This is a genomic window from Streptomyces sp. NBC_01451 (genome assembly GCF_036227485.1).
Lineage (GTDB): Bacteria > Actinomycetota > Actinomycetes > Streptomycetales > Streptomycetaceae > Streptomyces.
The window spans coordinates 7,412,302-7,424,439 of record NZ_CP109479.1; the positions used below are offsets into that span (position 1 = coordinate 7,412,302).

The window sequence follows — 12,138 nt, forward strand, 5'->3', positions numbered from 1 at the left end:
CACCGCAGCGCGGTCACCATGCCGCGCGCTGCGGTGTCCGCATGTTGGTACGCGGTATCCGGTTCCCGAGAATCGCCCCATCATGTAACCTGCGTGAAATTTTGCACTCCAAGAGGGCCAACGTCGTCCCTCGGCTTAATGCATATGCCACACAACGACGACGGGAGAGCCGATGCGTACGCCGCGCCAGCCGTCCCAGCATTCCGAGAATGGCCAGAAGTGGTCCTTCATGGATGCTCGCCCTGCTGCGCAGGGTATGTACGACCCCCGCAACGAGCACGACGCCTGTGGCGTCGGCTTCGTGGCCACCCTCACCGGCGAGGCGAGCCATGTGCTGGTCGAGCAGGCGCTCACGGTTCTTCGCAACCTTGAGCACCGCGGTGCCACCGGCTCCGAGCCCGATTCCGGCGACGGCGCCGGCATTCTCTCGCAGGTCCCGGACGCGTTCTTCCGTGAGGTGGCCGAATTCGAGCTGCCCGAGGCCGGCGCCTACGCGGTGGGTATCGCCTTCCTCCCGGAGGAGACGGCGACCGACGCCGTCCCGACGACAGCCGAGGCCGTCTCACGTATTGACACGATCGCCGCCGAAGAGGGCCTGACCGTCCTCGGCTGGCGCGAGGTGCCGGTCGCCCCCGGCCTCCTCGGTGCCACCGCCCGTTCGACGATGCCCGCCTTCCGGCAGATCTTCGTCGCGGACAGCGCCGCGGTGCCCGCCAAGGGCATCGACCTCGACCGCAAGGCCTTCGCGCTGCGCAAGCGCGCCGAGCGCGAGGTCGGCGTCTACTTCCCGTCGCTCTCCGCGCGGACCATCGTCTACAAGGGCATGCTGACCACCGGCCAGCTGGAGCCCTTCTTCCCGGACCTGTCCGACCGCCGCTTCGCGTCGGCCGTCGCGCTCGTCCACTCGCGCTTCTCCACGAACACCTTCCCGTCGTGGCCGCTCGCCCACCCGTACCGCTTCGTCGCGCACAACGGCGAGATCAACACGGTCAAGGGCAACCGGAACTGGATGGCGGCCCGCGAGTCGCAGCTCGCCTCCGACCTCTTCGGCGACCAGGAGAAGATCGACCGGATCTTCCCGATCTGTACGCCCGAGGCGTCCGACTCCGCGTCCTTCGACGAGGTGCTCGAACTGCTCCACCTCGGTGGCCGTTCGCTGCCGCACTCCGTGCTGATGATGATCCCGGAGGCGTGGGAGAACCACGCCACGATGGAGCCGGACCGGCGCGCCTTCTACCAGTTCCACGCCACGATGATGGAGCCCTGGGACGGCCCGGCCTGCGTCACCTTCACCGACGGCGTCCAGGTCGGCGCGGTCCTCGACCGCAACGGACTGCGCCCCGGCCGCTACTGGGTCACCGACGACGGCCTCGTCGTCCTCGGCTCCGAGGTCGGCGTCCTCGACATCGACCCCGCGAAGGTGGTCCGCAAGGGCCGCCTCCAGCCCGGCAAGATGTTCCTCGTCGACACCGCCGAGCACCGCATCATCGAGGACGACGAGATCAAGGCCGGCCTCGCCGCCGAGAAGCCGTACGCGGAGTGGCTGGAGGCCGGCGAGATCGAGCTCTCCGACCTGCCCGAGCGCGAGCACATCGTGCACACGCACGCCTCGGTCACCCGCCGCCAGCAGACCTTCGGCTACACCGAGGAAGAGCTGCGCGTCATCATCGCGCCGATGGCCAGGACCGGCGGCGAGCCGCTCGGTTCCATGGGCACCGACTCGCCGATCGCGGCGCTGAGCGAGCGTCCGCGCCTGCTCTTCGACTACTTCACCCAGCTGTTCGCGCAGGTCACCAACCCGCCGCTGGACGCCATCCGCGAGGAACTGGTCACCAGCCTGCGCTCCTCCCTCGGCCCCGCCAGCAACCTGCTGGAGCCGACCGCCGCCTCCTGTCGCAGCGTCACCCTGCCCTTCCCGGTGATCGACAACGACGAGCTGGCCAAGCTCATCCACATCAACGCCGACGGCGACATGCCCGGCATGAAGGCCGCGACCCTCTCCGGCCTCTACCGGGTCAGCGGCGGCGGCGACTCCCTCGCCGCCCGCATCGACGAGATCTGCGCCGAGGCCGACGCGGCCATCGACAACGGCGCCCGTCTCATCGTCCTGTCGGACCGCCACTCGGACGCCGAGCACGCCCCCATCCCGTCGCTGCTGCTCACCTCCGCAGTCCACCACCACCTCATCCGCACCAAGCAGCGCACCCAGGTGGGCCTGCTGGTCGAGGCCGGTGACGTCCGCGAGGTCCACCACGTCGCCCTGCTCATAGGGTTCGGCGCCGCCGCGGTCAACCCGTACCTGGCGATGGAGTCCGTCGAGGACCTGGTCCGCGCCGGTACATTCCTGCCCGGCAGCGAGCCCGAGCAGGCCATCCGCAACCTGATCTACGCGCTCGGCAAGGGCGTCCTCAAGGTCATGTCCAAGATGGGCATCTCGACCGTCGCCTCCTACCGGGGCGCCCAGGTCTTCGAGGCCGTCGGTCTCGACACGGCCTTCGTCGAGAAGTACTTCAACGGCACCGCCACCAAGATCGGCGGCGTCGGCATCGACGTCATCGCCAAGGAGGTCGCAGCCCGGCACGCCAAGGCGTACCCCGCCTCCGGCATCGCCCCGGCGCACCGCGCCCTCGACATAGGCGGCGAGTACCAGTGGCGCCGCGAGGGCGAACCGCACCTGTTCGACCCGGAGACGGTCTTCCGCCTCCAGCACTCCACGCGCACCCGCCGCTACGACATCTTCAAGAAGTACACGGACCGGGTGAACGAGCAGTCCGAGCGCCTCATGACGCTCCGCGGACTCTTCGGCTTCAAGAGCGACCGTCCGTCGATCTCCATCGACGAGGTCGAGCCGGTCAGCGAGATCGTCAAGCGGTTCTCCACCGGCGCCATGTCGTACGGCTCCATCTCCCTGGAGGCGCACGAGACCCTCGCCATCGCCATGAACCAGCTGGGCGCCAAGTCCAACACCGGTGAGGGCGGCGAGGACGCCGAGCGCCTGTACGACCCCGCGCGCCGCTCCTCGATCAAGCAGGTCGCGTCCGGCCGCTTCGGTGTGACCAGCGAGTACCTGGTCAACGCGGACGACATCCAGATCAAGATGGCCCAGGGCGCCAAGCCCGGCGAGGGCGGCCAGCTGCCCGGCCACAAGGTGTACCCGTGGGTCGCCAAGACCCGGCACAGCACCCCCGGTGTCGGCCTCATCTCGCCGCCGCCGCACCACGACATCTACTCCATCGAGGACCTCGCCCAGCTCATCCACGACCTGAAGAACGCGAACCCGCAGGCGCGGATCCACGTGAAGCTGGTCTCGGAGGTCGGCGTCGGCACGGTCGCCGCCGGTGTGTCCAAGGCACACGCGGACGTCGTCCTCATCTCCGGCCACGACGGCGGAACGGGCGCCTCGCCGCTCACCTCGCTCAAGCACGCGGGCGGCCCCTGGGAGCTCGGCCTCGCCGAGACCCAGCAGACGCTGCTCCTCAACGGCCTGCGCGACCGGATCGTCGTCCAGACCGACGGCCAGCTGAAGACCGGCCGTGACGTCGTCATCGCCGCGCTGCTCGGCGCCGAGGAGTTCGGTTTCGCGACCGCGCCCCTCGTCGTCTCCGGCTGCGTCATGATGCGCGTCTGCCACCTGGACACCTGCCCGGTCGGCATCGCCACCCAGAACCCGGTGCTCCGCGACCGGTTCGCCGGCAAGGCCGAGTACGTCGTCAACTTCTTCCAGTTCATCGCCGAAGAGGTCCGCGAGATCCTCGCCGAGCTGGGCTTCCGCACCATCCAGGAGGCCGTCGGCCACGCCGAGACCCTCGACGTGGAGCGGGCAGTCACCCACTGGAAGGCGCAGGGCCTGGACCTGTCCCCGCTCTTCCACGTGCCGGAACTGCCCGAGGGCACGCCGCTCCACCAGGTTATCGTGCAGGACCACGGCCTGGAGAAGGCGCTCGACAACGAGCTGATCAAGCTCGCCGCCGACGCCCTCGCCGCGAACAGCGCGACCGACGCCCAGCCGGTCCGCGCCCAGGTCGCCATCCGCAACATCAACCGCACGGTCGGCACCATGCTCGGCCACGAGGTGACGAAGAAGTTCGGCGGGGCCGGTCTGCCCGACGACACCATCGATATCACCTTCACCGGCAGCGCGGGCCAGTCCTTCGGCGCCTTCCTGCCGCGCGGAGTCACGCTGCGCCTGGAGGGCGACGCCAACGACTACGTCGGCAAGGGCCTCTCCGGCGGCCGGGTGATCGTGCGTCCCGACCGGAGCGCCGACCACCTCGCCGAGTTCTCCACCATCGCGGGCAACACCATCGCGTACGGCGCGACCGGCGGCGAGCTGTTCCTGCGCGGCCGTTCGGGCGAGCGGTTCTGCGTCCGCAACTCCGGCGCCACGGTGGTGTCCGAGGGCGTGGGCGACCACGGCTGCGAGTACATGACCGGCGGTCACGCGGTCGTCCTCGGCGAGACGGGCCGCAACTTCGCGGCCGGTATGTCGGGCGGCGTCGCGTACGTCATCGACCTGAACCGCGACAACGTCAACGTCGGCAACGTGGACGCGATCGAGGCCCTCGACGACACCGACAAGCAGTGGCTGCACGACGTCGTGCGCCGCCACCAGGAGGAGAGCGGCTCGACGGTCGCCGAGAAGCTGCTGGCCGAGTGGGACGTCGCGGTGGAGCGCTTCAGCAAGATCATCCCCAGCACGTACAAGGCAGTGCTCGCCGCCAAGGACGCCGCCGAGCGAGCCGGACTCACCGAGTCCGAGATCACCGAGAAGATGATGGAGGCGGCGACCAATGGCTGATCCCAAGGGCTTTCTGACCCACGGCCGTGAGGTCGCCAAGTCCCGCCCGGTGGACGTCCGTCTCAAGGACTGGAACGAGGTCTACGTTCCCGGCTCCCTGCTGCCGATCATCAGCAAGCAGGCCGGCCGCTGCATGGACTGCGGTATCCCGTTCTGCCACAACGGCTGTCCGCTGGGGAACCTGATCCCCGAGTGGAACGACTACGCCTACCGCGAGGACTGGACGTCGGCGTCCGAGCGACTGCACGCCACGAACAACTTCCCGGAGTTCACCGGCCGCCTGTGCCCGGCTCCCTGCGAGTCGGCGTGCGTGCTGGGCATCAACCAGCCCGCGGTCACCATCAAGAACGTCGAGGTCTCGATCATCGACAAGGCCTGGGAGACCGGCGATGTCGTCGCCCAGGCCCCGGAGCGCCTCTCCGGCAAGACGGTCGCGGTCATCGGCTCGGGCCCGGCGGGCCTCGCCGCCGCCCAGCAGCTGACCCGGGCCGGTCACACGGTCGCGGTGTACGAGCGCGCGGACCGCATCGGCGGCCTCCTGCGCTACGGCATCCCCGAGTTCAAGATGGAGAAGCGGCACATCAACCGCCGTATCGAGCAGATGCGCGCGGAGGGCACCCGCTTCCGTACGGGCATCGAGATCGGCCGCGACCTCAAGGCGACGGACCTGCGCAAGCGGTACGACGCGGTCGTGATCGCCGCCGGTGCGACGACCGCCCGTGATCTCCCTGTCCCGGGCCGCGAGCTCAAGGGCGTCTACCAGGCGATGGAGTACCTGCCCCTGGCGAACAAGGTGCAGGAGGGCGACTTCGTGGCCCCGCCGGTCACCGCCGAGGGCAAGCACGTCGTGGTCATCGGCGGCGGCGACACGGGCGCGGACTGCGTGGGCACCGCCCACCGCCAGGGCGCGGCCTCCGTCACCCAGCTGGAGATCATGCCCCGCCCGGGCGAGGACCGGAACCCGAACCAGCCCTGGCCGACCTTCCCCATGCTCTACAAGGTCACCTCGGCGCACGAGGAGGGCGGCGAGCGCGTCTACTCCGTCTCGACGACCCACTTCGAGGGCGACGAGCACGGCAACGTGCAGTGGCTGCACCTCACCGAGGTCGAGTTCATCGACGGCAGGCTGACCCAGAAGCCGGGCACGGAGCGCAGGATCCCCGCCCAGCTGGTCACCCTCGCCATGGGCTTCACGGGCACCGACCAGGACAACGGCCTCGTCTCGCAGTTCGGCCTGGACCTCGACGAGCGCGGCAACATCGCCCGCGACGCCGACTTCGCGACCAACGTCCCGGGCGTGTACGTCGCCGGTGACGCCGGGCGCGGCCAGTCGCTCATCGTGTGGGCCATCGCCGAGGGCCGCTCGGCCGCCCGCGGGGTCGACCGCTTCCTCACGGGTGCGAGCGACCTCCCGGCCCCGATCCGCCCGACGGACCGTTCCCTTACGGTCTGACGGGCCCCACGGATCCCGCGGCACCTACGGGTCCCACGGATCCGCCCGAAGACGTCCCGTACAAAGGCGTACGGAACGAACAAACCACGGCGCTCGCCACAGTCCCCGACCGGACATGGCGGGCGCCGCGGCGCGTCCGGGTCCGCCTCCGCCTCCGGACGGACACCACTACGGCACCTTGTACGTGTCCCCGTACACCTTCCACTCCAGCGGAGTACGGAGGTCCAGGTTGCCCTCGTCGAGGAAGCGCCGCTGGGCCGTGTCGACGCGGCTGGTGTTCACGCCCGGCCGCTTGTCCAGCATCGCCGTGCGGCGGGCGTCGAGGAACGCGTCCAGATACGTCCTCTCGTTGCCGCCCTCCGCCGGGCTGTCGGCCTCCTTGAGGGCGGCGGTGCGGATGCCGCCCACGCTGAACCAGTCGCTGCCCGGGCCGTGGTAGACCATCGCGTCGTAGTAGACGAACTGACCCAGCAGGCCCAGGCCGTCGCCGACGGCCAGCCGCAGAGCCGGCCCGAAGTAGCCGGTGTCCCGCTTCTCGTCCTGTGCCTCGCGGAACGCGGCGACCTTCGACTCCTGCTTCCAGGCCGCCGGGAACCCCGGATCCAGACCCTCGTGCGAGTCCGTGCCGTCGACCTTGCGCAGCGCGGGAAGATAGGGCGCCAGGGCGTTGTCCGGGTGCGCCTTCGTGTAGTCCTCGACCAGGGTGAGCAGGTCGTGGGTGCCCGTGCAGAAACCGATGATGCCGGCCGTGTAACCCTGTCCGTCGCCGATGTCCTCGACGTAGCCGTACGCGCTGCGCCAGTCGAGCGTCCCGTTCTCGGCGCTCGCCACGATCTGCTGGGCCAGCTCCTTCTTCGCCGGATCGGCGAGCGTGGCCTCCGCGTCCAGCGAACCGGCCCCCACCCGTCTGGCGTCCGGGCCGCGCGAGTCGTCCGACGCGACGGACAGGCACGCGGTTGTCGCCAGCAGGGGCAGCACGGCGAGAAGGAGAACGCCGGTTCGTTTCATGAGGCACAAGGGTACGGGCCGGGGTACGCAAGGGTCATATGCTGCCCGGGCGGGCATACGGGTGACGTACCCTCAGGATCTCCATCAGTCCGGCGTATTCCGGGAGGGGAGCCACGCATGGCCGCGATCAGTCTCACCAAGGTGGAGGAGACCGCGCCCGCGCTGGTCAGCCTCTACAAGAGCGCCGGGAAGGCCGTGGACCGGCACGGACTCGACGGCCGGCGGGCCGCCGTCTACCTGGTGGTCGACTACTCCGGCTCCATGAAGCCGTACTACCGGAACGGCAGCGTGCAGGCGCTCGCCGACCGGGTGCTGGGGCTGGCGGCCCACTTCGACGACGACGGGACGGTTCCCGTCGTCTTCTTCTCCACCGACGTCGACGCCGTGACCGCTATCGCGCTCGACGACCACGCGGGGAGCGTCGACCGGATCGTGGCCGGGCTCGGGCACATGGGCAGGACCAGCTATCACCTCGCCATGGACGCGGTCATCGAGCACTACCTCGACAGCGGGTCGACGGCCCCCGCGCTCGTCGTGTTCCAGACCGACGGCGGCCCGATCAACAAGCTCGCCGCCGAACGCTACGTCTGCAAGGCGGCGCGGCTGCCGCTGTTCTGGCAGTTCATCGGCTTCGGGGACGCGACGAGCAAGCAGTTCGACTTCCTGCGCAGGCTCGACGAGTTGGCGGTGCCGGAGCGGCGGGTCGTCGACAACGCCGGGTTCTTCCACGCGGGTTCCGATCCGCGCGCCGTGTCCGACGACGAGTTGTACGACCGTCTGGTGGGCGAGTTCCCGAAGTGGCTGGTCGCCGCCCGCGCGGAGGGGATCGTCAACTGACGCCGGTGCGGGCACCGTTGGCATCGCTTACCCGCCGCGCCACCCTGAGGATCATCCGAGGGGAAGGCAGTGCGGATGAACGCGGCTGCGGGCAAAGGGAGTTCGGCGCACCGGGGTGAGACCCCAAGGGCGAGAAGCTCGCCGACCGGCCCGGCGGGCGGCTGGGCCTCTACGCCCTCGCCAAGGCCAACATGCGCAGGGCCTTCCCGGACCACTGGTCCTTCATGCTCGGCGAGATCTGTCTCTACAGCTTCCTCGTCCTGATCCTCACCGGCGTCCACCTCACCCCGGCTCCCGCACGGCGAGTACGTCGAGGTCCACGAACCCCTACCGCAGGAAGCCCTGTTCACCCTCTCCCGGCACGAACAGGCCCCGCCGTACGAGATCGGCCCGCCCGTCGACGCGGGCGGCGTCCGGTGCCGGGTCGCACCGGGGGAGAGGCTGCGTGCCCGGCCGGCCCGGTCCATGTTCGGCCCCGGCACCCGGATCCCCAAGCCGACACCGGAGGAGTGCCGGGAACTCACCGGCGGCGATGGTCACCACTGAGTCCACCGGCACGGACCTTCCCTAACAAGTGTTTGGTAGGTTAGTGTGGCGGCATGGGAGACGTCGACAGTCCGGCGTACGTACCCGGACATGGGCTGCTGAAGGGGCGCACCGCCGTCATCACGGCAGCCGCGGGCGCGGGGATCGGCGGGGCAACCGCCCGCCGGTTCCTGGAGGAGGGCGCGCGCGTGCTGATCAGCGACGCGCACGCGCGGCGGCTCAAGGAGCACGAGGCAGAGCTGGCCGGGGAGTTCGAGGGCGTCGAATCACTGCCCTGTGACGTCACCGACGAGCGCCAGGTGAGGGCCCTCTTCGACACGGCCGTGGAAGTGCACGGGCGGCTCGACATCGTCGTCAACAACGCCGGCCTCGGGGGCACTTCGGCCCTCGTCGACATGACGGACGAACAGTGGTCGAAGGTGCTGGACGTGACGCTCAACGGCACGTTCCGGTGCGTGCGGGCCGCCTTGCGGGCCTTTCGCGCCGGAGGCGCGGGCGGCGTGATCGTCAACAACGCGTCCGTCGTCGGCTGGCGGGCCCAGGCCGGACAGGCGCACTACGCCGCCGCGAAGGCGGGCGTGATGGCGCTGACCCGGAGCGCGGCCATCGAGGCCGCGGAGTACGGGGTCCGGGTCAACGCGGTGTCACCCAGCCTCGCCATGCATCCCCACCTCGTGAAGGTGACCACCCCCGGACTCCTGGCCGAACTGACGGCCCGTGAAGCCTTCGGGCGGTACGCCGAGCCCTGGGAGGTGGCCAACGTGATCGTGTTCCTGGCCTCCGGCTACTCCTCGTACCTGACGGGCGAAGTCGTCTCCGTCAGCAGCCAGCACCCCTAGGGCGGCACATGTCTGGGACCACAATGGACGCGTGCCTCCTACGAAGAAGAAGCCCCAGGTGACCGCCGTGCCCGCCCGCCGTCACGAAATCCTCGGCACCGCCGCCGAGGTCTTCGCCGAACAGGGCTACAACGCCACCACCGTACGCAAGATCGCGGACCACGCAGGCATGCTCGCGGGCAGCCTCTACTACCACTTCGACTCCAAGGAATCGATGCTGGAGGAGATCCTGCGCACGTTCCTCGACGAGCTGTGGGAGGGCTACGACACCGTCCTGGACGCCGAGTCCGGGCCGCGCGAGACGCTGGAGGCGCTGGTCACCGAGTCGTTCAGGGAGATCGACCGGCACCGTGCCGCCGTCGCGATCTACCAGAAGGAGTCCAAGCAGCTCGTCGCGCAGGAGCGGTTCGCGTTCCTCGCCGAGTCGCAGCGCAGATTCGAGAAGGCGTGGCTGTCCACGCTGGAACGCGGAGTCGCCGCCGAGGTCTTCCGCGCCGACCTCGACATCCGCCTCACCTACCGCTTCGTGCGCGACACCGTGTGGGTCGCCGCGTCCTGGTACCGGCCGGGCGGACAGCACAGCCCGGAGGAGATCGCCCGCCAGTACCTGTCGATGGTCCTGGACGGGATCGCCGTACGTGAACAGCCGGTATGTGATTAACCCTTTCCTGTGAGGGAGTTGCCATGGCCGAGGCCTACATCGTCGAAGCGGTCCGTACACCCGTCGGGCGGCGCGGAGGTGGTCTGAGCGCTGTCCATCCGGCGGACCTCGGCGCGCACGCGCTGACGGCGCTCATGACGCGGGCCGGCGTGGACCCGGCCGCCGTCGAGGACGTCGTCTTCGGGTGCCTGGACACGGTGGGGCCGCAGGCCGGTGACATCGCCCGCACCAGCTGGCTGGCCGCCGGACTGCCCGAGGAGGTGCCGGGGGTGACCGTCGACCGGCAGTGCGGATCCTCGCAGCAGGCCGTGCACTTCGCCGCGCAGGCCGTGCTGTCCGGCACCCAGGACCTGGTCGTCGCGGGCGGTGTCCAGAACATGTCGATGATCCCGATCGCCTTCGCCTCCCGTCAGGCCGCCCTGCCCCTGGGGCTCACCGAGGGCCCGTTCGCGGGCAGCGCGGGCTGGCGGGCGCGGTACGGGGACCGGCCGGTGAACCAGTTCGCCGGCGCCGAGATGATCGCCGCCAAGTGGGGCATCAGCAGGCAGGACCAGGAGGAGTACGCGCTGCGCTCGCACGAACGCGCGGTCCTGGCCATCGACGAGGGCCGCTTCGCCCGCGAGACCGTCCCCTACGAGGCGGTGACCGTCGACGAGGGCCCGCGCCGGGACACCTCCCTGGCGAAGATGGCCGGCCTGAAACCCGTCATCGACGGCGGCACCATCACCGCCGCCGTCTCCTCCCAGGTGTCCGACGGCGCCGCCGCGATGCTGCTCGCCTCCGAACGGGCGGTACGCGAACACGGGCTGCGGCCACGGGCCCGCGTCCACCATCTGTCCGTACGGGGCGAGGACCCGATCCGGATGCTGACGGCGCCGATCCCGGCCACCGCCCACGCCCTCAAGAAGACCGGCCTGTCCATCGACGACATCGACCTCGTCGAGATCAACGAGGCCTTCGCCCCGGTCGTCCTGGCCTGGCTGAAGGAGACCGGCGCCGATCCGGCCCGGGTCAACGTCAACGGCGGCGCGATAGCCCTCGGCCACCCCCTCGGCGCGACCGGCGTCAAGCTGATGACGACCCTCCTGCACGAACTGGAGCGCACAGGCGGGCGGTTCGGCCTCCAGACGATGTGCGAGGGCGGGGGACAGGCGAACGTGACGATCATCGAACGGCTCTGATCGACTTGAACGGCTCGAACGTTCCGCATGATCCGACCGGCCTGAAGGGCCGGGTCGCCCTTGTCACCGGCGGCACCCGCGGAGTCGGCGCGGGGATCGCCCGGGCCCTCGTCGAGGCGGGCGCCGAGGTGCTGGTCTGCGCCCGTCGGCCGCCCGAAGTCCCGCTGCCCGGCGTGGAGTTCACGGCTGTCGACCTGCGGGACCGGACCGCGGTGCACGACTTCGTCGGGGGTCTGCCCCGCCTCGACGTGCTCGTCAACAACGTGGGGGGCAGTCCCTATCGGCCGTTGGGCGGCGGCGGGGACGGAGACGGGGACGCGGACAGGGACGGCGACGTCGCGAGGCACGTCCGTGTCATCGAGCTGAACCTCATCACGCCGCTCACCGTCTCCCTCGCCGCCTACGAGCACCTGAAACGGGCCCGGGGATCCGTCGTGATGATCGGGAGCGTCAGCGGGAGCCGCCCCTCGCCGGGGACCGCCGCCTACGGCGCGGCCAAGGCCGGGCTGGAGCATCTCGCCCGCTCGATGGCCGTGGAATGGGCACCCGACGTACGGGTCAACACCCTCGTCGTCGGGATGGTCCGCACCGAGCTGTCCCATCTGCACTACGGCGGCGACGACGGTCTCGACGCCGTCGCCCGCACGGTCCCGGCGGGCCGCCTCGCCGACCCGTCCGACATCGGGGCCGCCGCTGTCTTCCTCGCCTCCGACGCCGCCGCGTATGTCAGCGGGGCGAGTCTGCTGGTGCACGGCGGCGGGGAACGGCCCGCGTTCCTGGACGCGGCGACCGCGAACAGGGGAGGTGGCTGAACC

Annotated in this window: 8 protein-coding genes and 1 pseudogene; 8 read left to right on the forward strand and 1 reads right to left on the reverse strand. The window is 70.2% G+C overall.

The window, feature by feature from the left end:
• Positions 1–172: 172 nt before the first annotated feature.
• Both gltB and OG595_RS32625 read left to right on the forward strand, forming a co-directional pair.
• Positions 173–4,798, forward strand: a complete 4,626-nt coding sequence (gene gltB / locus OG595_RS32620; RefSeq protein ID WP_329278269.1) for a glutamate synthase large subunit — start codon at positions 173–175, stop codon at positions 4,796–4,798.
• Positions 4,791–6,251, forward strand: a complete 1,461-nt coding sequence (locus tag OG595_RS32625) for a glutamate synthase subunit beta (protein ID WP_329278271.1) — start codon at positions 4,791–4,793, stop codon at positions 6,249–6,251. The genes gltB and OG595_RS32625 overlap by 8 nt, the downstream gene beginning before the upstream one ends.
• Before the next feature lie 168 nt (positions 6,252–6,419).
• On the opposite strand, the gene OG595_RS32630 is transcribed toward OG595_RS32625, so the two are convergent.
• Positions 6,420–7,259, reverse strand: coding sequence for a chitosanase (locus tag OG595_RS32630; RefSeq protein WP_329278272.1), 840 nt, complete (start codon positions 7,257–7,259; stop codon positions 6,420–6,422).
• Positions 7,260–7,376: 117 nt separating this feature from the next.
• Here OG595_RS32630 and OG595_RS32635 point away from each other — a divergent pair, with 117 nt between their 5' ends.
• The 6 genes and pseudogenes from OG595_RS32635 (at position 7,377) to OG595_RS32660 (ending at position 12,135) form a co-directional block, all read left to right on the forward strand.
• Positions 7,377–8,096 (forward strand): vWA domain-containing protein, encoded by a 720-nt coding sequence (locus tag OG595_RS32635; RefSeq protein ID WP_329278274.1) that lies wholly within the window; start codon positions 7,377–7,379, stop codon positions 8,094–8,096.
• A gap of 122 nt (positions 8,097–8,218) precedes the next feature.
• Positions 8,219–8,434, forward strand: a pseudogene (locus OG595_RS45460) (ubiquinol-cytochrome c reductase cytochrome b subunit); the annotation flags it as partial.
• Between the two features lie 261 nt (positions 8,435–8,695).
• Positions 8,696–9,481: an SDR family oxidoreductase gene (locus tag OG595_RS32645; protein ID WP_329278276.1), complete on the forward strand. Its 786-nt coding sequence runs from the start codon at positions 8,696–8,698 to the stop codon at positions 9,479–9,481.
• 31 nt (positions 9,482–9,512) lie between these two features.
• Positions 9,513–10,142 (forward strand): TetR/AcrR family transcriptional regulator, encoded by a 630-nt coding sequence (locus OG595_RS32650; RefSeq protein WP_329278278.1) that lies wholly within the window; start codon positions 9,513–9,515, stop codon positions 10,140–10,142.
• A gap of 23 nt (positions 10,143–10,165) precedes the next feature.
• Positions 10,166–11,323 (forward strand): acetyl-CoA C-acetyltransferase, encoded by a 1,158-nt coding sequence (locus OG595_RS32655; RefSeq protein ID WP_329278279.1) that lies wholly within the window; start codon positions 10,166–10,168, stop codon positions 11,321–11,323.
• Between the two features lie 5 nt (positions 11,324–11,328).
• The gene (locus tag OG595_RS32660; RefSeq protein WP_329278281.1) at positions 11,329–12,135 is read left to right on the forward strand and encodes an SDR family oxidoreductase; all 807 of its coding nucleotides are present in this window, start codon (positions 11,329–11,331) and stop codon (positions 12,133–12,135) included.
• The last annotated feature ends 3 nt before the right edge of the window (positions 12,136–12,138 follow it).

What these genes read in the sequence shown, in the direction of transcription:
- gltB (WP_329278269.1), top strand. Translation starts at nt 173, where the DNA reads ATGCGTACGCCGCGCCAGCCGTCCCAGCATTCCGAGAATGGCCAGAAG.
- OG595_RS32625 (WP_329278271.1), top strand. Translation starts at nt 4,791, where the DNA reads ATGGCTGATCCCAAGGGCTTTCTGACCCACGGCCGTGAGGTCGCCAAG.
- OG595_RS32630 (WP_329278272.1), bottom strand. Translation starts at nt 7,259, where the DNA reads ATGAAACGAACCGGCGTTCTCCTTCTCGCCGTGCTGCCCCTGCTGGCG.
- OG595_RS32635 (WP_329278274.1), top strand. Translation starts at nt 7,377, where the DNA reads ATGGCCGCGATCAGTCTCACCAAGGTGGAGGAGACCGCGCCCGCGCTG.
- OG595_RS32645 (WP_329278276.1), top strand. Translation starts at nt 8,696, where the DNA reads ATGGGAGACGTCGACAGTCCGGCGTACGTACCCGGACATGGGCTGCTG.
- OG595_RS32655 (WP_329278279.1), top strand. Translation starts at nt 10,166, where the DNA reads ATGGCCGAGGCCTACATCGTCGAAGCGGTCCGTACACCCGTCGGGCGG.